Source organism: Streptomyces xiaopingdaonensis (genome assembly GCF_000262345.1).
GTDB lineage: Bacteria > Actinomycetota > Actinomycetes > Streptomycetales > Streptomycetaceae > Streptomyces > Streptomyces xiaopingdaonensis.
In genome coordinates, this window is record NZ_AJTQ01000219.1 from 1 (window position 1) to 20,071 (window position 20,071).

General features: G+C 72.1%; 21 protein-coding genes. 11 read left to right on the top strand and 10 right to left on the bottom strand.

The window, feature by feature from the left end:
• The 6 genes from UWG_RS0117045 to UWG_RS0117070 form a co-directional block, all read left to right on the top strand.
• Positions 1 to 647, top strand: a 647-nt coding sequence (locus tag UWG_RS0117045; RefSeq protein WP_016908426.1) for a LysR substrate-binding domain-containing protein, incomplete at its 5' end; no start/stop codon positions are given.
• Between the two features lie 82 nt (positions 648 to 729).
• Complete coding sequence (locus UWG_RS0117050; protein ID WP_050988595.1) at positions 730 to 1,341, top strand: cysteine dioxygenase family protein; 612 nt, start codon at positions 730 to 732, stop codon at positions 1,339 to 1,341.
• Entirely contained in the window at positions 1,341 to 2,426 is a 1,086-nt protein-coding gene (locus UWG_RS0117055; RefSeq protein WP_016908428.1) for a YeiH family protein, read from the top strand. Before UWG_RS0117050 ends, UWG_RS0117055 begins: the two co-directional genes overlap by 1 nt.
• A 179-nt stretch (positions 2,427 to 2,605) precedes the next feature.
• Entirely contained in the window at positions 2,606 to 4,426 is a 1,821-nt protein-coding gene (locus tag UWG_RS0117060; RefSeq protein WP_078495673.1) for a DEAD/DEAH box helicase, read from the top strand.
• A gap of 523 nt (positions 4,427 to 4,949) precedes the next feature.
• Entirely contained in the window at positions 4,950 to 5,594 is a 645-nt protein-coding gene (locus UWG_RS0117065) for an IclR family transcriptional regulator (protein WP_016908430.1), read from the top strand.
• A 53-nt stretch (positions 5,595 to 5,647) separates the two neighbouring features.
• Entirely contained in the window at positions 5,648 to 6,472 is an 825-nt protein-coding gene (locus UWG_RS0117070; RefSeq protein WP_016908431.1) for a S16 family serine protease, read from the top strand.
• 81 nt (positions 6,473 to 6,553) lie between these two features.
• Here UWG_RS0117070 and UWG_RS0117075 read toward each other — a convergent pair whose 3' ends face one another.
• On the bottom strand, positions 6,554 to 7,435 hold the full coding sequence (locus UWG_RS0117075; protein WP_016908432.1) for an alpha/beta fold hydrolase: 882 nt from the start codon (positions 7,433 to 7,435) through the stop codon (positions 6,554 to 6,556).
• Positions 7,436 to 7,542: 107 nt separating this feature from the next.
• On the opposite strand from UWG_RS0117075, the gene UWG_RS0117080 reads away from it, so the two are divergent.
• Positions 7,543 to 8,049, top strand: a complete 507-nt coding sequence (locus UWG_RS0117080; RefSeq protein WP_029391523.1) for a CGNR zinc finger domain-containing protein — start codon at positions 7,543 to 7,545, stop codon at positions 8,047 to 8,049.
• Between the two features lie 216 nt (positions 8,050 to 8,265).
• Here UWG_RS0117080 and UWG_RS33720 read toward each other — a convergent pair whose 3' ends face one another.
• From UWG_RS33720 to UWG_RS0117120, 9 genes are all read right to left on the bottom strand, one after another.
• Positions 8,266 to 8,523, bottom strand: coding sequence for a SpoIIE family protein phosphatase (locus UWG_RS33720; RefSeq protein ID WP_337459935.1), 258 nt, complete (start codon positions 8,521 to 8,523; stop codon positions 8,266 to 8,268).
• The gene (locus UWG_RS31465) at positions 8,454 to 9,323 is read right to left on the bottom strand and encodes a PP2C family protein-serine/threonine phosphatase (RefSeq protein ID WP_237720122.1); all 870 of its coding nucleotides are present in this window, start codon (positions 9,321 to 9,323) and stop codon (positions 8,454 to 8,456) included. The genes UWG_RS33720 and UWG_RS31465 overlap by 70 nt, the downstream gene beginning before the upstream one ends.
• Positions 9,324 to 10,065: 742 nt before the next feature.
• A complete protein-coding gene (locus tag UWG_RS0117090; RefSeq protein WP_016908435.1) occupies positions 10,066 to 10,287 on the bottom strand; it encodes a hypothetical protein in 222 nt (73 codons plus the stop codon).
• A 616-nt stretch (positions 10,288 to 10,903) separates the two neighbouring features.
• Entirely contained in the window at positions 10,904 to 11,851 is a 948-nt protein-coding gene (locus tag UWG_RS0117095) for an alpha/beta hydrolase family protein (protein ID WP_016908436.1), read from the bottom strand.
• Between the two features lie 370 nt (positions 11,852 to 12,221).
• A complete protein-coding gene (locus UWG_RS0117100) occupies positions 12,222 to 13,247 on the bottom strand; it encodes a glycine betaine ABC transporter substrate-binding protein (protein ID WP_016908437.1) in 1,026 nt (341 codons plus the stop codon).
• Positions 13,247 to 14,137, bottom strand: coding sequence for an ABC transporter permease (locus tag UWG_RS0117105; protein ID WP_016908438.1), 891 nt, complete (start codon positions 14,135 to 14,137; stop codon positions 13,247 to 13,249). The genes UWG_RS0117100 and UWG_RS0117105 overlap by 1 nt, the downstream gene beginning before the upstream one ends.
• Positions 14,134 to 15,402: an ABC transporter ATP-binding protein gene (locus UWG_RS0117110; RefSeq protein WP_016908439.1), complete on the bottom strand. Its 1,269-nt coding sequence runs from the start codon at positions 15,400 to 15,402 to the stop codon at positions 14,134 to 14,136. The genes UWG_RS0117105 and UWG_RS0117110 overlap by 4 nt, the downstream gene beginning before the upstream one ends.
• Entirely contained in the window at positions 15,395 to 16,042 is a 648-nt protein-coding gene (locus UWG_RS0117115) for an ABC transporter permease (RefSeq protein WP_016908440.1), read from the bottom strand. Before UWG_RS0117115 ends, UWG_RS0117110 begins: the two co-directional genes overlap by 8 nt.
• Complete coding sequence (locus UWG_RS0117120) at positions 16,039 to 16,563, bottom strand: Lrp/AsnC family transcriptional regulator (protein ID WP_016908441.1); 525 nt, start codon at positions 16,561 to 16,563, stop codon at positions 16,039 to 16,041. Before UWG_RS0117120 ends, UWG_RS0117115 begins: the two co-directional genes overlap by 4 nt.
• Positions 16,564 to 16,814: 251 nt before the next feature.
• Between UWG_RS0117120 and hppD the strand changes: the two genes are divergently transcribed.
• The 4 genes from hppD to UWG_RS0117140 all read left to right on the top strand — a co-directional run.
• Entirely contained in the window at positions 16,815 to 17,903 is a 1,089-nt protein-coding gene (hppD, locus tag UWG_RS0117125; protein ID WP_016908442.1) for a 4-hydroxyphenylpyruvate dioxygenase, read from the top strand.
• Positions 17,904 to 18,085: 182 nt separating this feature from the next.
• Entirely contained in the window at positions 18,086 to 18,427 is a 342-nt protein-coding gene (locus UWG_RS0117130; RefSeq protein WP_029391525.1) for a PadR family transcriptional regulator, read from the top strand.
• Complete coding sequence (locus UWG_RS0117135; RefSeq protein ID WP_016908444.1) at positions 18,424 to 19,383, top strand: hypothetical protein; 960 nt, start codon at positions 18,424 to 18,426, stop codon at positions 19,381 to 19,383. Before UWG_RS0117130 ends, UWG_RS0117135 begins: the two co-directional genes overlap by 4 nt.
• Before the next feature lie 97 nt (positions 19,384 to 19,480).
• Positions 19,481 to 20,071, top strand: a 591-nt coding sequence (locus tag UWG_RS0117140; protein WP_474773357.1) for a phosphatase PAP2 family protein, incomplete at its 3' end; no start/stop codon positions are given.

Sequence of the window (20,071 nt, forward strand, 5' to 3'; positions counted from 1 at the left end):
CCGGGCTGCGCTCCGGACGGGTGCGGGTGTGCGCCTTCCCGAGCGCCGCGGCGACGCTGGTGCCCGAGACGCTGGCGGCGCTCGCCGTCGAGCACCCGGGCGTCCGCGTCGAACTCCAGGAGGGGGAGCCGCCGGAGACGCTGGAGAAGGTGGTGCGCGGCGAGTGCGACGTCACCCTCGCCTTCACCTACCCCGGGCTGCGCGAACAGGTCCCCGAGGAGCTGGTGGAGATACCGCTCATGGAGGACCAGTTGACGGTCCTGATGCCGGCCGGGCACCCGATGGCGCGGCGCCGCGCGGTGCGGCTCGCCGAGCTCTCGGAGGAGCGGTGGATCGCCGGCTGCCCGCGGTGCCGCGCCAACTTCCTCCACGAGTGCGCCGAGTTGGGCTTCGCGCCCGACATCGCCTTCACCACCGACGACAACCTGGTGATACAGAGCCTCGTCGCGGAGGGCCTCGGCGTCGCGATGATGCCGGGGCTCGTCCTCGACTTCCTCGCCCACCGCAAGGTGACGGGCCGCGCCCTCGACCCCGCCTCGCGGCGGCGGGTGTGCGCGTACGTGCTCCGGGAGCACCTGGAGATCCCCGCGACGGCGCAGGTCCTCGACGGCCTGCGGACGGCCGCCACGAACCGCGTGGGATGCTGAGGCACGCCCATAAGCAGAAGTGAAGTACGGGCGAAGAGACCGTCGTTGGACGCGTCCGCACGGGCCTCGGCACGCTGCCGGTATGGTCTCCCCGAGCCGTACACCCGAAGCAGTGCACTCGCCGGGCGGCACGACGACGCCGCGCGCGGCCGCCCTCGTCGACGAGGTACGCGCGGTCGTCGGGCGCGGGCTGCCGCCGGACGCCACGGCGCACCTCGTCGGCGAGGCACTCGCGCCGCATCTCGGCGCCGACGACCTCCTCACGCCCGAGCAGCACGAGGGCGACCCGCACCGCTACCGCCAGCACCTCCTCCACGCCGAGCCGGACGGGGGCTTCTCCGTCGTCGCGCTGGTGTGGCTGCCGGGCCAGTCGACGTCGATCCACGACCACGTGGCGTGGTGCGTCACCGGCGTGCACCGGGGCGAGGAGCACGAGCGCCGCTACTGGTTGCGGCCCGCCGAATCCCCGGCCGCGCAGGCGCGGCTGGTGCCGACGCAGGACGTGGTGAGCCCGGCCGGCACCGTCGCGGGGTTCGCGCCGCCCGGCGACATACACCGGGTGTGGAACGGCGGCACCGGGACGGCGATCTCCCTGCACCTCTACGGCGCCGACGTCTCCCGCCTCGGCAGCAGCGTCCGCCGCGTCTACGAACTCCCCGAGGTCCACGAGGGGCCGCCGAAGGCCCGGGCCTGATGGCCCTGCTCGGCGAACGGGCGGCCCGGCGTCGGACGGGCGCCGAGCCGCCCGCACAGGAGGCGCCGCGCGCCCCCTCCCGCCTGCCGGGGCTCGCCCTCGCGGCCGTCGGGACCGCGCTCGCCTTCGCGCTGCACCTCCTGCTGCCGGCGCTCCCCGCGCTCACGGCCGCGCTCGTCCTCGGCGTCCTCGCCGCCCATCTGCCGGGCGCACGCACGCTGGTGAACGGCCTCGCCAGGCCGGGGCTGACGCTCGCGGGCAAGCGCCTGATGCGGCTCGGCATCGTGCTCCTCGGGCTCAAGCTCAGCCTTTCCGACGTCCTCGGGCTCGGCTGGGCGACCGCCTGCATGGTCGTCGCCGTCGTGGCCGTGACGTTCTTCGGGACGCTGTGGCTGGGGCGGCTGCTGCGCCTGCCGCGCGACCAACCGCTCCTCGTCGCCACCGGGTACGCGATCTGCGGCGCCTCGGCGATCGGCGCCGTCAGCGAGGTGCGCCGCAGCAGGGACCCGGAGGCGGCACGGGACACGGCCACCTCCATCGCGCTGGTGACGCTCTGCGGCACCCTCGCCATCGCCGTACTCCCGTTGCTCCAGGGGCCGTTGGGGCTCGACGACGCCGAGTTCGGGCGCTGGGTCGGCGCGGGCGTGCACGACGTCGGGCAGGTCGTCGCCACCGCGCAGACGGCCGGGCCCGACGCGCTCGGGCAGGCGGTGCTGGTGAAGCTGGTCCGGGTGCTGATGCTCGCGCCGCTCGTCGCCGCCGTCGCCTTCGGTGTCCGCGCCCGCGTGCGCGCCGGGCGCGGGATGCCGCGGGGGAGCGGGAAGCGTCCGCCGCTCGTGCCGCTCTTCGTCGCCGGGTTCGCGGCCGCCGCCGCCGTCCGCACCGTGGGACTGCTCCCCGACGGGGCGCTGGAGGCGGCGGGCAACGTGCAGGAAGTCCTCCTCGCCGCAGCGCTGTTCGGCCTCGGCAGCGCCGTCCACCTCCCCACGCTGGCGCGCACGGGGGCACGCGTCGCCGCGCTCGGCCTCGGCGCCTGGGTGGTGATCGGCGGGGTGTCGTACGCCGGGGTGGTACTCACCGGGTAGCGCGTGCGGGCCGCGTCGCCCGGGAGCGGTACGCGTCGCCGAGAAGGGCGGGCGGGGCGCCCGAGCCGGGGCGTGCGTCCGGGCGCGCGCCGCAGCCCGGACGGAGCGGACTCCCCCGCGGCCTTCGCCGGGCGGCGCGGGTAGGCTGTCGCGGTCGCCCGGTGCAGCGGCGCCGCGCGATGCGACTGCGACCAGCGACCCGTACGGAGACCGTGACTACCTCCCCCGCAACCACCAACCTCCCGCCCGCCTTTCCCGGGCGGGCGCCGTGGGGTACCGCAGGCAAGCTGCGCGCCTGGCAGCAGACCGCGATGGACGCGTACCTGGAGCGGCAGCCGCGCGACTTCCTCGCCGTCGCGACGCCGGGCGCGGGCAAGACGACCTTCGCGCTCAGCCTCGCGTCCTGGCTCCTCCACCACCACCACGTCCAGCAGGTGACGGTGGTGGCGCCGACCGAGCACCTGAAGAAGCAGTGGGCGGAGGCCGCGGCGCGGGTCGGCATCAAGCTCGATCCGGAGTACAGCGCGGGCCCGTTGAGCAAGGAGTACCACGGCGTCGCCGTCACCTACGCGGGCGTCGGCGTCCGCCCGATGCTCCACCGCAACCGCGTCGAGCAGCGCAAGACCCTGGTGATCCTCGACGAGATCCACCACGCGGGCGACAGCCGCTCCTGGGGCGAGGCGTGCCTCGAGGCGTTCGAGCCGGCCACCCGCCGACTCGCCCTCACCGGCACGCCGTTCCGCTCCGACACCAACCCGATCCCCTTCGTCGAGTACGCCGAGGACGCGGAGGGCCTGCGGCGCTCCGTCGCCGACTACACCTACGGCTACGGAGACGCGCTCACCGACGGCGTCGTCCGCCCGGTGATCTTCCTCTCCTACAGCGGCAGCATGCGCTGGCGCACGAAGGCGGGCGACGAGGTCGAGGCGCGCCTCGGCGAACCCATGACCAAGGACGCCACCTCGCAGGCCTGGCGGACGGCGCTCGACCCGCGAGGCGAGTGGATGCCCTCGGTGCTCAGCGCCGCCGACCGCCGCCTGAGCGAGGTCCGCCGTGCCGTCCCCGACGCCGGCGGCCTGGTGATCGCGAGCGACCAGGACTCGGCCCGCGCCTACGCCAAGCTGCTCCGCGAGGCGAGCGGCGAGAAGCCGGTCGTCGTCCTCTCCGACGACGCCGGCAGCTCCGACCGGATCGAGGAGTTCCGGCACTCGAACGACCGTTGGATGGTCGCCGTCCGGATGGTCTCCGAGGGCGTCGACGTGCCGCGCCTCGCCGTCGGCGTCTACGCCACCACCGTCTCGACACCGCTCTTCTTCGCGCAGGCCGTCGGCAGGTTCGTCCGCTCCAGGCGGCGCGGCGAGACCGCTTCGGTCTTCCTGCCGACCGTCCCGACGCTGCTGAGCTTCGCGCACGAGATGGAGGAGGAGCGCGACCACGTCCTCGACAAGCCGGCGAAGGACGGCGACGACGATCCGTACGCGGAGGAGGCCGACCTCCTGGAGGAGGCGGAGGAGGAGAAGGACGAGGACACCGGCGAGCAGGACCAACTCTCCTTCGAGGCACTGGAGTCGGACGCGGTCTTCGACCGGGTGACGTACGACGGCGCCGAGTTCGGCATGCAGGCGCACCCGGGCAGCGAGGAGGAGCAGGACTACCTCGGCATCCCCGGACTCCTCGAACCCGACCAGGTGCAGCTCCTCCTCCAGCGCCGGCAGGCCCGGCAGATCTCGCACAGCAGGAAGAAGCCCGACGACGAGGCCGACCTGCTGGAGATGCCGGCCGAGCGGCGGCCCGTCGTCACGCACAAGGAGCTGCTGGAGAAGCGGAAGCAGCTCAACACGCTCGTCGGCGCCTACTCCCACCAGAGCGGCAAGCCGCACGGCGTCGTCCACACCGAGCTCCGCCGCGCGTGCGGCGGCCCGGCGACGGCCGAGGCGACGGCGGGCCAGATCGAGCAGCGGATACAGAAGGTCAAGGAGTGGGCGACGCGGATGCGTTGAGCCCGCGCGCCGGCCGGGGAGGCGGCCTCGTACGCCGGACGGGGAGGCGCCTCGACGCGGCGAGCGTCCGCACCCCGGCTCGGGGACGACCCGGCGTGCGCCGGGCGGCGGAGGGCGTGCGGCGCCCGCGCGGACTACCGCAGCGCGTACATATTCCCTGCAACAGCCGCCCCGCACAGGTAAGTTGAGGCCGCGTACGGGCCGCAGACCCGGCGACCTCGCACGCTCCGCACGGCCCCGGAGCGGTTCCGGCCGTGTTTCGGGAGGGTTTCTGCCCGGATACTGGACAGGCCCTTCCGGAGGGCGGTGCGTGTCGATAGGTTTTCGCGTCACACACACGCCCCGTGGCAACGTCGCCGCGGAGCGCAATCGGTGGCGACCGTACGCAGACCCGAGTCCCCTACCGCCGCGACCGGCCGACGCCTGCGCCGGCACCCGGGGCACCACCCGGGCCGGCGGCCTGCGACCGGTGCCAGGGGCGCCGCGACCACGGCCGCCGCAACTCACCCGAGGAGGGCGCTTCGTGACCGCGGAGACCTCTCAGACACTCGACCGGGGACTGCGCGTCCTCAAACTCCTCGCCGACACCGACCACGGCCTCACCGTCACCGAACTCTCCGGCAAACTCGGCGTCAACCGGACCGTCGTCTACCGCCTCCTCGCCACCCTCGAACAACACGCCCTGGTACGGCGCGACCTCGGCGGCAGGGCCCGCGTCGGCCTCGGCGTGCTGCGGCTCGGACGGCAGGTGCACCCGCTCGTCCGCGAGGCGGCGCTGCCCGCGCTCCGCGAGCTCGCCGAGGACATCGGCGCCACGGCGCACCTCACCCTCGTCGACGGCACCGAGGCGCTCGCCGTCGCCGTCGTCGAACCGAGCTGGACGGACTACCACGTCGCCTACCGCACCGGCTTCCGGCACCCGCTCCAGCGCGGCGCCGCGGGCCGGGCGATCCTCGCGGGACGCGGTCCCGGTGACGATCCCGACCGCCAATTCGTCCTCACCCACGGAGAGTTGGAGGCCGGCGCGAGCGGCGCCGCGGCACCCGTGCGCGGGGTCGGCGGGATCGAGGGGAGCGTCGGGGTGGTGATGCTCTCCGAGGCGGTGAGCGAGGAGATAGGGGAGCGCGTGGTGCGCGCGGCGAAGGACGTGGCCGAGGCGCTGCGGTAAAGCGGCGCGCCCCGCGGTCGGGCGGCCGGCGGCGGATCGTCTAGATTGCCGGGGTGACCGAGAAGCAGCCCCGCAGCCTCCGCGACCTCGACCGCCGCACCCGCCTCGTCCTCTCTTTCCTCCCCGCACTCGCCCTGCTGCTCGCCGCCGTCCTGGCGCCGCTGCCGTTCGCCGTGGCGCAGCCCGGCATCACCGCCGACGTCCTCGGCGAGGAGAAGGGCAAGTCGGTGATCAGCGTTCCGCGCGACGAGGAGTCGGACGAGCAGGCGGCCGACGAGCAGGGCCGGTTGCTGCTCACCACGATCGCCGCCACGGCGCCCGAGGCGAGCGTGCGCCTCGGAGACGTCGCGGGCGGGTGGTTCGACAGCAGGCGCGCGGTGATGCCGCGCGCCGCCGTCTATCCCGAGGGCGAGAGCGTCGAGGAGATCGAGGAGCACAACGCGAGCGAGATGAAGGAGTCCCAGGACGCGGCGGTCGACGCGGCCCTGCGGCAGCTCGGCCGCGCCCCCGGCTCCGTCGACGTCACGCTGCGCCTCGCCGACGTCGGCGGACCCAGCGCGGGGCTGCTCTTCTCGCTCGGGATCATCGACAAGCTCGAGGGCGACGGCGCGGGCGGCAACCTCACCGGCGGACGCACCATCGCGGGCACGGGCACCATCGACGGCCAAGGCAAGGTCGGCGCCGTCGGCGGCGTCCCGCTGAAGACGCAGGCCGCGAAGCGCGACGGTGCCGGCGTCTTCCTCGTTCCCAAGGCCGAGTGCCAGGAGGCCCGGGCCGAACTCCCGCGCGGGCTGCGGCTGGTGCCGGTCGCCACGCTCGACGGGGCGCTGGACGCGCTGTCGAAGTTGCGCAAGGGCGGGGACGTGCCGACGTGCTGAGCCTCGAGGCGCCGGAGCGGGGGAGCCGCGAGCCCTGACGCTTGCGGCGCGTGCGGGTTCGGCCGACGGTCCGGGTGGGCTTCACGCCGAGGAGCCGGTGGCGGTGGCGGTGAGGAACCCGCGCATGTACCCGGCCACGGTGTCCAGGTGGCTTTCGAGCAGGAAGTGCCCGCCACCGGCGACCAGATGGATCTCCGCGTCCGGCAGGTCCCGTGCGAAGGCGCGTGCTCCGTCCGGGCCGAAGATCTCGTCGTTGGCGCCCCAGACCGCGAGGAGCGGGACCTGGCGTTCCCGGAAGTAGGCGTGGAGCCTGGGGTAGAGGGACCGGTTGCTCGCGTAGTCGCGCAGCAGGGAGAGCTGCGCGAGGTCGTTGCCGGGCCGGTTGACCTCGCGGTGGTCGGCGGCCCAGGTGTCGGGGTCGACGAGCTCGGTCCTGTCCACTCCGTGGAGGTACTGCCAGCGGATGGCGTCGAGCGAGAGCGCCGCGCGGACGGGGGGTTCGGTTTCGGGGCCCGGGTTGTCGGAGTACGCCCACACGGGGTCCCAGAACTCCGGCACGAAGCCGTCCTCGTAGGCGTTGCCGTTCTGCGTGACGATCGCGGTGACGGCTTCGGGGGAGCGCAGGGCCAGCCGCCAGCCGATGGGGGCGCCGTAGTCCTGGACGTACAACGCGTAGCGGGTGGCGTCGAGTTGGGCGAGGAGCTCCTCGGTGACGTCGGTCAGCGAGTCGAAGGTGTAGGGGAAGGCTTCCGCGGGCGGGGTGTCGGAGTTCCCGAAGCCGAGGTGGTCAGGGGCGATGACGCGGAAGCGGTCGGCCAGCGCCGGGACGAGACGGCGGAACATGCGGGAGCTGGAGGGGAATCCGTGCAGGAGCACGAGCGCGGGCGCTTCTCGTGCCCCTGCCTCGCGGTAGAAGACGCGGTGTCCTCGCACCGTCGCGCAGCGGTGGCGCACCTCAACCATGGCTAACCCCTTCGGAGTTGTGGGCAGGTTATCCCTCGGTGGCCAGTAGACCGTCTGCGGAGTAACCTGTCAAACCACTTGATGGAGTTAGCCGAAAGGTGCGTGCCGTGCTCGAGGAAAAAGCCCTGATGGAGGCGCTGAACAGCACCCCCGTCGCGGACGGCCGCCGCCGGGACCTGTGGCGCGACGACCGCGAGCTGGACGACTGGGCACGGGAGCACGGAGGCTGCGGCGGCGACGCGGAGCGCCGCTGGCTGCGCACCGCCAGGGACGCGCTCCAGGCCGCGGAGACGGGCGCGTCGGCGCAGCCCCGACTGCGCCGGATCCTCGCCGGCGTGCGCAAGGTTCCGCGGCCCGGTCCGTCGGGCGTCGACTGGGAGTTGGAGACCCCGCCCGACCGCAGGCTCGCGGTGGAACTCGTCCTCGCCTGGGCGGACGTCAACGAGCGCCTCCCCGGCCGCCTCCGCCCGTGCGAGAACCCCGAGTGCCGCCTCTTCCTCCTCGACCGCAGCCGTGCCAACGCTGCCCGCTGGTGCTCGATGAAGACGTGCGGAAACCGCCTCAAGGCCCGGCGGCACCAGGCGCGGGTGCGCGGGGGTTCGGGGGGCGGGTGAGGGGCGGCGCTCCAGCGGGGTACACCTCAGGGACCGGCGACCGTACTCGGGGCCCGTATCGAGACCTCGGGCCGTGAGCGCCGCGCTCACGCTTCCGTACAGCAACGGCCCCACCGAGTCGGTCACCGCCGATACCGAGCGGACCGCGCGACCGATGCACGGACGAGCAGCCGCCACCCGCCTTCGCCGCCGCCTCCTCGTCGGACGGCAGCACGTTCAGCCACCACCGAGGATGCGACCGGGGCGTTCATCGGACGGACCCGCAGACGTCTCGCCCTGGCCGTTGGCCGGGACGTGCGTGAGCGCGAGGGCCGCGGCGTCGTCTTCGAGCCTCTCGGTGTGCCGGGTCAGAGCGGTGAGCATGGTGTCCAGTACGGCCCCGGGGTCGGGAGGGAGGGAAGCGGTCAGCGCCGAGGTCGGGTCGAAGAAGACGCCGTTCGGGTCGCGGGCTTCGGTGATGCCGTCGGTGAACAGTACGACCGTGGCGCCGGGGGGGGCAGCTCGTACTGGTCCACCTGGACGTCGGGCCCGGCCAGGTCTCCCATGCCCAGCGGCAGCGACGGTTCCTCGGGTTCCAGGGGGGTCGCCTTGCCTTCGTCGACTCGCAGCGGCGTCGGATGGCCGCAGTTCGCCATGCGCAGCACCGGGCGACCGGGGGGTATCTCGGCGAAGACGGCGGTCGCGAAGTCCTCGTAGGACGCGGCTTCCCGGCGGCTTTTGACGTCCTGCAGCTGCATCTCCACGGCATGGACGATCGCGGGCAGGTCCGTCTTCCCGAGAGCCTCCGCGTGGAAGGTGCCCAGCACGGTGTTGACCATGGTGACCGCCTGTACGCCCTTGCCGCGGACGTCCCCGAGCACCATGCGGAGCCCGTAGGGGGTGTCGTGGACGGCGTAGAAGTCGCCGCCGATCAGGGCCTCTTCCTGCGCGGCCTGGTACCTGGTGGCAACGGTGAACCCTCGGACCCGGTCGGGGACCGTTGGCAGCACCGCGCGTTGGACGGCCTCCGCCACCTCGCGGGAGGTGCTCAGCTGTTCCCGCTCGCGTGTGAACATCCGGTTGAGGAACGCCGCGATGGCAGTCAGGGCGACAACGGTCACCAGCCCCGCGAAGTCCCAGCGGTGGACCTCACCTTCGTGGGTGGCCGTCGCGAACGCCCAGACCAGGCAGGCCCCCGCGCCACTGGCGATCGTCCAGGCCAGTGACAGCAGCGGCGCCGCGAGCACGGGAGCAGCCGCCAGGAAGGGGAAGGTGTTGGCGGACGGCCAGGCCACGGCAACGACAACGGTGCTGAGCAGCACGGCCGCAGGCAGCCACCGGGACCACCGCAATCTCCTGGAGGCGCGCTCGCTCTGGTCTCGGTCCATCCGTGTGGCCTCGTGTCGTGCCGTATCGATCCGGGCTCCAGCATCCGGCCCGTCCTGACCCGCGGCAACCGGAGGGTCCATTGCGTGGCGGACACGGTCGGGCGGAGCAGTCGAGCCGGGGGAGGCAGCACGCTGGAGCCCCTCGGGCAGCTGCCCACCACCGGAGGCCTGGCCCGCCCCGACGTCGGACCGTCCACCGAGAGCCACCGCGACGCTCGCGCCGCCCGTTGCCGAGGCCGGTACGGTGCCGCCGCCCGTGCTGGGCTGCTTCCGTGCGCGGTGGCCGACTCGAACAGCTCAGCCCCAAGGAGGCCGCCGAGCAGGCTGGGCTGCTTCCGTGCGCGGTGGCCGACGGGGCGGTGTGTCGTGCCGTGGCCGAAGGGTTCGACCAGAGCACGTCGGACTCGACGCGTGAGCGTGCGCAACCCAGCGCTTTTCAGGGGTGGTTGACGGGTCGGAGTGCGGGGCGAGTGTGCGCCGGGACGGGTTCGGGTGGGAACCGGTGCGGAGAGGAAGGGCTGAAGGTGTCAACCCGGCAGCGCACGCTGGCCGTTGGTGAGGTGCGTGGTCGTCGATCGTCCGAACCTCGGCGTTGCGACGGTGTCGAGTGGTGCCCACTCGGGTGCGGACGAGGGCGGCTCAGGGGGTTTCAACCGCCGGGTGTGCGGCGGTAGGTGCGGACGCGTTCGGTGGGGCGGAGGAGGTAGAGGTGGCCGTCGTCGAGGTGGAGGACTCGGCCGCGGCCCGAGCTGCCGGGGGTGTAGAGGCCGACGATCGTGGACCAGCGTCCGCCGTGGAGGACGCGGTCGCCGCGGCGGAGGTCGAACGGGCCGGGCTTGTCGGAGAGTTCGTACCAGCCGGTGCGGGTCATGGTGGGGTTCCTGGAGGTAGGTGTTCGGGTGGCGGTCGGCACAGCGCTTGCCGTCGGGGTGAGGGCACGGTGTCGGCTGGTGGTGTTGCGGCTGTCGTCCGGGCGTATTCGTGCTCCCGGGCTGGAGAGTCCGACATCGCCGGAGGAGCGTTCCCGTCCGAGCTCGGAGAAGGCCGCGTGTGCAGGTCGTCCAGAGCTGGGGGCGTAGTAGGGACGGGTGCTGGCCGGTGGGCCAAAGACCGGTGGGGCGGCCGGAGTTGGACAGGCACCAGTCGTCCGCCGCGCCGGTGTCGTCGTCCCGGGGCCGCGGGCTGTGTTGCACGGCCCAGGAGCACGGCTCGGCGTCGGGCTTTCCGTCGCGGTCCGTCGCGGATCGGCATGGACGGTCGCGGGCGGTGCACCCCGGTGCCGGCCCACAGCAGCGGACGCCAGTCACGTCGTGGACTTCGGTGACGCAGCGTTCAGGCGGCACCAGGCTGCACGGCGCGAAAGCCCGTACCGGCCACCGGAGTTGAGCGGACGCTCGTGCCGTCAGCAGGGAGTGCGCCGCACCCCGCCGCTTCGACTCGGCCGCGAGGCAAGTAGGAGCCCCACGGCGTACTCCCGAAGCCCGGGCTCAGGACGAGGCCACCCGACCCGCGGCGGACGGCTCGACAGCGGCCGCGTCCAAGTGGTGACGAAGCCACTCGGCGACGAGCTCCAGCAGGTCGGCGTCGACGGGTTCGCGCATCAGGCGGCCGTAGGAGCGGGGGCTGGGGCGTTCGGGGTCGCGCCGCAGGATGTGGGTGAGGTCGGGGATGCGGAAGGTCTCCGCGCCGCCGGGGACGAGCCGGGCGATCCGGTCGAGGTCGTCCGGGTCGACCTGGAGGTCCTTGGCGCCGGTGACGGCGAGGACGGGGGTGTGGATGGCGGCGAGGTCGTCCCGGGAGTCGTGGGTGAGCACCTCGCGCATCCAGCCGGCGTTGACCTTGGCTCCGGCGAGGCGCGCCACGTCCGTACGGGTCTTCTTCAGCCGCGCGAGACCGCGGTTGCCCAGTGCTCCCAGCGGCCGGCGCAGCAGCCGGACGGGAGCGGGCATGCTCTCGACCATGGCGCGGCCCTGCCAACGGAAGGCGTCCTCGCCCACGTTGGCGAAGCCGGCGAGCAGCACCGTCGCCCGCACGTCGGTCCGGGCGGCCAGTGCCATGGAGTGCAGGGAGCCTTCGCTGTGGCCGATCATGCCGACCGCGTCTGCGCGTATGTCGGGCCGGTCGGCCAGGGCGCGCAGCGCCGCGGCGGCGTCGAGGCGGTTGCCGTGGAAGCTGCTCGTCCGCCAGTCGCCCGGAGTGGCGCCGGTGCCGCGTCGGTCGTAGCGCAGGGTGGCGATGCCCCGGAGTGCGAGGGCTTCGGCCACCGGCCGCGCCAGGTTCATGGGGAGCTTCGGTGCGTTGCCGTCGCGGTCGAGCGGGCCGGAGCCGTGGAGCAGCAGGACGGCCGGGTGCGGCCCCGGGCCGGGCGGCAGCGTCAGGGTGCCGGCCAGTGGGGTTCCGTCGTCCGCGGTGACCGTCATGTCGATGTCGGGCAAGGCTCCGCCTCTTTCGTCTCGCGCTTCATTCGTTCGCAACAACGAGAACGTTATCAGACGTGAGACCATGAGAGGGTCGCCGATTCTCGCCCGGTTCGGAAACGCCCCCAAGTCCTGGCCCAAGTCGATGAGTTGACCACCGCCCGGCTACGGGAGGCTGCCGGGCGTCTCGCCGCGAGCAGGCGTCCGCGTCTCAACCGGGCCGGAGGCCGCGCAGGCAGGGGAGAAGCCGGTCGGCGCGGCACGATGGGCGGACGGCGCAAGCAACGCACGAACGCGCGGCCCCGGGGGAGTCGGCCCCACGAGAAACGCCACCGCGCCCGCACGTCGTCTCCCGTGCGGGCGCGGTGGCGCCGGTGTCGCGGAACGCCTACTCGATGAAGCCCTCCTCCTTCATCCAGTCCAGCGCCACCGAGTGCGGGTCCTCGCCGTCGACGTCGACCCGTGCGTTGAGCTCCTGCGCCACGTCGTTGTCGAGCTTCTCCGTGATCGGGGCGAGCACCTCGCGGATCTGCGGATACCGCTTCAGCGTCGCCGTGTTGATCTCGGGTGCCGCGTTGTAGTTGGGGAAGAACTTGCGGTCGTCCTCCAGGACCTTCAGGCCGAGCGCCTTGACGCGGCCGTCGGTCATGAAGACCTCGCCGAAGTTGCAGGACGTGCCGGCTGCGGTCTGCGTGTAGACGACGCCGCCGCTCATCTTGGACACCTGCGAGGACGGGATCTGCATGCCGTACGCCCGTGCCATGCCCCTGAGGCCGTCCTCGCGCGAGGCGAACTCGTTCTCGGAGCAGACGGTGACGGCCGACGGATCCTCCTTCTCCAGCTTCGCCATGTCGGAGAGCGTGTGCACGCCGTACTTCCTCTGCACCTGCTCGTTGACGGCGATCGCGTAGGTGTTGTCGAGCGAGGAGGGCGGAAGCCAGGTGAGGCCCTCCCGTGCGTCCTCGTCCCGTACGGCCTCCCACTGCTTGCGCGGGTCGACGATCGGCTCGGTGTGGCCGAGGTAGGTGATCCAACTGGTGCCGGTGTACTCGTACATGCCGTCGGCGGTGCCGGAACGTACGGCCTCGCGGGCGCCGATGGAGCCCTGGATGCTCGTCCGGTCGATCACCTCGGCGCCGGCCGCCTTGAAGGCGAGGCCCATGATCTGGCCGAGGACGATCTGCTCGGTGAACTCCTTCGAGGCGACGGTGAGTTCGGCGCCCTTGAGCGGCCTGCCCTTGCCGATCTTCCCCGGCTTCAGGGAGTCGGTCATCGGGCTGCCGCTGACGAGGCCGCACCCGCTGAGCGTCAGCGCTCCGGCGAGCACGAGCGCCGTGGGCGCACAGCGGCGGGCGCGTCGCGAGCCGGCGGCCCGTGCCCTCGTGCCGGAGACACCCGGTGTCAGGCCGCGCATCAGGATGCTCCCTCCAAGCCGCGCGGACGCAGCAGTAGTTCGGCGAGTGAGGCCAGCCAGTCGACGAGCAGCGCCAGCGCCACGGTGAGCACGGAGCCGAGGAAGAGCACCGGCATCCGCTGGTTGGTGATCCCGTCGGTGATCAGGTCGCCCAGGCCGCCGCCCCCGCCGAAGGTGGCGAGCGTCGCGGTGCCGACGTTGAGGACGAGCGCGGTGCGCACCCCGCCGAGGATCAGCGGTACGGCGAGCGGCAGCTCGATCCGCGTCAGCACGGTGAGCGGCGACATGCCGATGCCCTTCGCCGCCTCCAGCAGCGCCGGGTCGTTGGCGCGCAGCCCGGCGATGGTGTTGGCGAGGACCGGCAGGATCGCGTAGATGACGATGCCGATGATCGCCGTCTTGGCGCCGATCCCGAACCAGATGACGAGGAGGATCAGCAGGCCGAGCGAGGGGACGGCCTGCCCGAGGTTGGCGAAGAGCATCGCGAACGGCGCGATCCGCGAGACCTTGCCGCGGGTGAGGGCGATGCCGAGCGGGATGGCGATGATCAGCACGAAGAAGGTGGAGATCACCGTCAGTTGGACGTGCTGGAGCAGTCGGACCTGTACGTTGCCGCCCGAGATCGAGTTCTGTGCGACGGCGTCGAGGTCGGCTCCGCGGAACCAGAGCCAGGTGGCGAGCAGGAGCAGCCCGACGACGCCGGGGAGGACGGTCAGCTTCGGCCAGGTGAGGCGGGCGAGCGGCTTGTCCTCGGCGGGGACCTCGGCGAGGACCTCGTCGTCCCCGGGGTCCTCGACGCCGTCGCGCTCGTGCTTGAGCGACGCAAGCAGCTCCCGGTCCCCGCGGGAGTCGCCCTGGGAGCCCGAGCGGTGGTCGTGCCGGGCGTTCACGAGGAGCCCTCCTCGGCCGCCTGCTCCTCCAACTGGTGCTGGTGCTCGATCGCCTCCATGCGGTCCTCGTCGAGGAGTTCGTGGACGGAGTTCATGAGCGTGGTCATGTCGACGACGCCGGTGTACTCGCCGCGCCGCCCCGTGACGGCGACCCGTCCCGCGTTGTCGGTGAGCACGGCCTCCAGCGCGTCGCGCAGCGTGGCGTCGCGCGTCACCGTGTCGTTGACGGGGGTGCCGGCGCGGGCGAGCGAGCCCTTGGCGCGCATCAGGTCGCCGCGGCGGAGCCACTTGTAGGGGCGGCGGTGCTTGTCGAGGAGGAGCACCTCGTTGCCCTGGCCCGAGTCGAGGAGGCTGAAGATCGAGCGGAGCGGCTGGTCGAAGGTGGCGACGGGGACTTCGCCGACGTTGACGTCGCGCACCCGCGTCAGGTTGAGCCGCTTGAGCGCGGCGCCCGCGCCGACGAAGCCGGAGACGAAGTCGTCCGCGGGGTTGGTGAGGATCGCCTCGGGGGTGTCGAACTGCGCGATGTGCGACTGCTCGCGGAGGACGACGATCCGGTCGCCGATCTTGATCGCCTCGTCGAAGTCGTGAGTGACGAAGACGATCGTCTTCCGCAACTCGTGCTGGAGACGGATGAGTTCGTCCTGGAGGTGGTCGCGGGTGATCGGGTCGACGGCGCCGAACGGCTCGTCCATGAGGAGCACGGGCGGATCGGCCGCGAGGGCGCGGGCGACGCCGACGCGCTGCTGCTGGCCGCCGCTGAGCTGCCGCGGGTAGCGCTGCTGGAACTCGGCCGGTTCGAGCCCGACGAGGTCGAGCATCTCTTCCACGCGCGCCTTGATCCGCGCCTTCTTCCAGCCGAGCATTTTCGGCACGGTCGCGATGTTCTGGGCGACCGTCATGTGCGGGAAGAGACCGGACTGCTGGATGGCGTAGCCGACGTTGCGGCGGAGCTTCACCGCGTCCATGTCGGTGACGTCCTCGCCGTTGATCTTGATGCGCCCCGAGGTCGGCTCGATCAGCCTGTTGATCATCTTCAGCAGCGTCGTCTTGCCGCCGCCCGAAGGGCCGACGAAGATCACCGTCTCGCCGGCCTCGATCTCCAGGCTGACGTTGTCGACGGCGGGTTCCGTCGAGCCCGGGTACGTCTTGCTCAGCGACTCCAGGCGGATCGTTGCGCCGGTCGTCCGGCCGTCGCCGCCGCGGAACGGCTGCTCCTGTGCGGAGTCTCCGCTTTCGGTCGTGGTGGACGGAGTGTCAGGCACGAATCCCCCTCGGGATGGTCAGGCGTCCGATGAGGACGTAGGCGGCGTCGAAGAGCAGCGCGAGGACGACGATGCCCAGCGTCCCCGCGAGGACCTGGTTGAGTGCGTTGGCGCTGCCCAGCGAGGCGACCCCGCGGAAGATGAGGTTGCCGAGCCCCGGTCCCGAGGCGAAGGCGGCGATTGCGGCGATCCCCATGAGCATCTGCGTGGCGACCCGGATACCGGTGAGGATCGGCGGCCAGGCGAGGGGCAGTTCGACGCGGAGCAGCCGGCCGACCCGCGACATCCCCAGCCCCTTGGCCGCGTCGACGAGCGCCGGATCGACGCCGCGCAGCCCCACGATGCAGTTGCGCACGATCGGCAGCAGTCCGTACAGCGTCAGGGCGATGACGGTCGGCGTCACACCGAGCCCCACGATCGGGATCAGCAGGCCGATCAGCGCGAGCGAGGGGACGGTGAGGATCGCCGACGTCGTCGAGGTGGCGAGGTTGCCCGCCCACTCGGTGCGGTAGGTCACCACGCCGACCAGCACGCCGATGACGGTGGCCGCGACCATGCACTGGAAGACGGCGCTCGCGTGCTGGTACGAGTCCGCCAGTAGCTGCGCATATCTGTTGCTCACGTACTCCCAGAAGTTCACTCGGCCCTCTCTTCGGTCATCCGGTTCGTGCGATCGACCGGGGGCTGCGGCTCCGTGCCCCCCGCGGCCTGACGGACCAGCGGGACAATCCTGAGCGGTACCGGGTTCTCCATGACGATCGCCGTGGAGGCTCTGACGATGCCACCAAAGCCGACGACCCGGTCGATCACACGCTGGAGATCCGCGTTGGAGCGGGCCACCAGGCGGCAGAGCATGTCGCCCTGTCCGGTGATGGTGAGCAGCTCCAACACCTCGGGCACGCCGCTGAGGTGCTCGCGGACGTCGGCGCCCTGGCCCTGCTTGATCTCCAGCGTCGCGAAGGCGGTGACCGGGTAGCCGAGGGCCGCCGGATCGACGTCGGGACCGAAGCCGCGTACGACCCCGTTCGACCGGAGGCGGTCGAGCCGTGCCTGCGCCGTCCCGCGTGCGACGCCGAGACGGCGGGACGCCTCGAGGACGCCTATCCGCGGCTCGTCGGCGAGGAGTTCGAGCAGTCGACCGTCGAGCCGATCGATACCCATGGCTTACCTCTCAGTAATTATTTCGGAGTTGGCGATTTTACGCCTGTGCATGTTGTGCAGAACGACCGGCACATCCGTCACCCAGTTGGTCAGAGTGCCCAGCCCAAGTGGAAAGTCTTGCGCACCTTGTGGAGTGGCGTCACCCTGCGGGCATGGCAGATACGACGCAGCAGACGCGGTCTCAGACACCCCGGACCACCCCTCAGACCCCCGCGAGCGCCCGGGAGGCCGACCCCTTCCCGGTTCGCGGGATGGACGCCGTCGTCTTCGCCGTGGGCAACGCCAAGCAGGCGGCGCACTACTACTCCACCGCCTTCGGCATGCACCTCACCGCCTACGCGGGACCCGAGAACGGCAGCCGGGAGACGGCCAGTTACGTGCTGGAGTCCGGCTCGGCGCGGTTCGTCTTCACCTCGGTGATCAAGCCGTCCGGCGACCACGGCCGTTTCCTCGCCGAGCACGTCGCGGAGCACGGCGACGGCGTGATCGACCTCGCCATCGAGGTACCGGACGCGCGCGCCGCCTACGCCTACGCCGTCGAGCACGGGGCGCGCGGGCTCCAGGAGCCGTACGAACTCAAGGACGACGACGGCACCGTGGTCCTCGCGTCGATCGCCACCTACGGCGAGACCCGGCACACGCTCGTGGAGCGCTCCGGGTACAGCGGTCCCTACCTGCCGGGGTACGCGGCGGCCGAGTCGCTCGTGCGCCGCTCGGCCGACTCGCCGAAGCGGTTCTTCCAGGCCGTCGACCACTGCGTCGGCAACGTCGAACTCGGCCGCATGAACGAGTGGGTGGAGTTCTACAACAAGGTGATGGGCTTCACCAACATGAAGGAGTTCGTCGGCGACGACATCGCCACCGAGTACTCCGCGCTCATGTCCAAGGTCGTCTCGGACGGCACCCGGAAGGTGAAGTTCCCGATCAACGAGCCGGCGGTCGGGAAGAAGAAGTCGCAGATCGACGAGTACCTGGAGTTCTACGGCGGCCCGGGCGTGCAGCACATCGCACTCGCCACCAACGACATCGTGGCGAGCGTCCGCGCGATGCGCGAGGCGGGCGTCCAGTTCCTCGACGTCCCCGACTCCTACTACGAGACCCTCGGCGAGTGGGTCGGCGAGACCCGTGTGCCCATCGAGGAGTTGAAGGAGCTGAAGCTCCTCGCCGACCGGGACGAGGACGGCTACCTGCTCCAGATCTTCACCAAGCCGGTCCAGGACCGCCCGACCGTCTTCTTCGAGATGATCGAGCGGCACGGCTCCCTCGGCTTCGGCAAGGGCAATTTCAAGGCCCTCTTCGAGGCGATCGAGCGCGAGCAGGAGCGCCGCGGCAACCTCTGACGGCCGGTCCACGCGCCGCCGTACGGCCGGGAGTTGCGGCACCTGGCGGCACGGAAGAGGGGCGGGCGCACCGTGCGCCCGCCCCTTCGCGCGCTCCTGATGCCGCACCGGGCGACGTCGGCCTGGTGGGGGCCGCGCAGGTGGCGGCAGATATATTTCGTCCCTCGATATATGCTCGACGCATGACACGACGGAGCCCGTCCCTGACGGAACCGCAATACTTCATACTTGCTGCGCTCATGGACGGACCGCTGCACGGTTACGGCATCATCAAGGCCGCCGAGCAGGCGACCGACGGGCGGCTCCGGATCGCTGTCGGCACTCTCTACGGCGCGCTGGAGCGGATGGAGCGGGCCGGCCTGGTGGCCGCCGGCGACGAGGAGATCGTGGACGGGCGGGCGCGGCGCTACTACCGGCTCACCGAGGACGGCACCGAGGCGCTCGGCCGGGAGGCGCGGCGGATGCAGCAGGCGGCGGCCGTCGTCATCGGACGCTCGGGGGATGCCGGGGTAGCCCCGGCATGAACCGTCTGCTGCTTGCGGCCTACCCCGAGCCCTACCGCTCCCGGCAGGGAGAGGAGTTGCTGGCCTGCCTCGCCGAGGCGTACCCCGGCCGCTCCTGGCCCCCGCCGCGGGAGGTCGTCGCCTTGACGAGCGCCGGGGTGCAGGCCCGTGCCCGTGCCGTCGTCGACGACACGGCACGCGCGTGGTGGCTCGACGGCATCCATCTGACCGCCCTCGTCCTCGCCGCGCTGGCGCTGGTGCCGTACCTGCAGGACGTGTGGCACTGGGCACTGCACATCGATCCCGGCCGGCAGGCCATCGCCTTCGACTTCTCCGGCTGGTACCCGTGGGCGCAAGGTCCCGACACGCGGACCCGGCTCCTGCCCTACGGGCTGCTTCCGCTGGTCTGCCTGATCGCCCTGCTGCGCGGCAAGCCGTGGATCGCCCTGCCGGCGGCGGCAACGATGATCTACGCCGGCGCCACGTTCAACAGCAACACGTTCTTCGGCGACGAGGGCAAGGCGGGACTGGGCTACTACGGTCTCGGCGCCCCGATAACCGCCCGTGACCTGGTGCTGTCCGGGGCACTGTGCGCCGCGTGCGCCGCGCTGGCGGCCTGTCGTCCCGGCCGGCTGCGGCGCCACTCGTACCGCTGGCTGGTCCCCGTCGTGCTCGCCATGTTCGTGGCCGGGAGCCTCCACATCACCTCCGTCAGCCCGGCCTTCCAGCGCGGCCTGTTCGCTCTCGAAGCCGTCGCGCTGATCGCCGCTTGGGTGGCGACGGCCGCCACCGGCGACTACCGGTGGCTGATCCCTGTCGCGGCGGTCGCGTTCGTCCGCACGCAGGCGATCGTCGTCCAGCCGAACGGGTTCATGCGGTCCCTGCCGGACCTGGTCGTCCTCCTCCTGTTGATCGCCCCCCTCCCGGTCCTGGCGATCGCCGCCCAGCGCAGGCAGAGCCGGGCGCTCCTCGAATAGGAGCGGACCCCGGCGGGCCGGCCTGGTCCGGCGGCCCGCCTCGCGCCCGCAGCGGCGCGTGACCGCACTGCTCCCCCCACGAAGAACAGGGCAAGCCATGACTCAGCAAGATCCCTCGCCCTTGTCCACGCACCCGGACCCCGGCCAAGTCCCGGGAACCGCGGCCGAATCCCGCCCTGCGCGGAGGATACGGCTACGGGTCTCGGCCCCGCTGTGCCTCCTGGGGTTCCTCGCGGTCTACCTGATCGCCGTCTGCACCCCGTTCGGGCAACGGGCCGAGAACGCCATGTTCACCGGAGACGGCTCCAAACCGGCATGGATCTACGACTGGTCGGGGGCGGCGTACGGGTCGTCGGCCATGCCGCCCCTGGAACTCACCGCCGAGCCCACCCTGTTCGTGGGCCTCGCGGTCATCGCGGCCGTCACTCTGGTACGCAGGTGCTGGTGGCAAGGGTGCGCGGCGGTCGGGGTCGTCCTGGCCACGATCGGGGGCAAGGAACTCGCCAGGACGATCCTGCCCCGCCCCGATCTGGTGGACGCGCGCTCCACGCTCATCGAGCCGAGCTTCCCGAGCGGACACGTGGCCGTCCCCGCCGCGCTGGTCCTCGGCGCCGCCCTCGTCGTCTCCCCCCGCGTCCGCCCCTACCTCACCACGGTCGGCATGGTGTGGCTCGCCGTCACCGCCGCC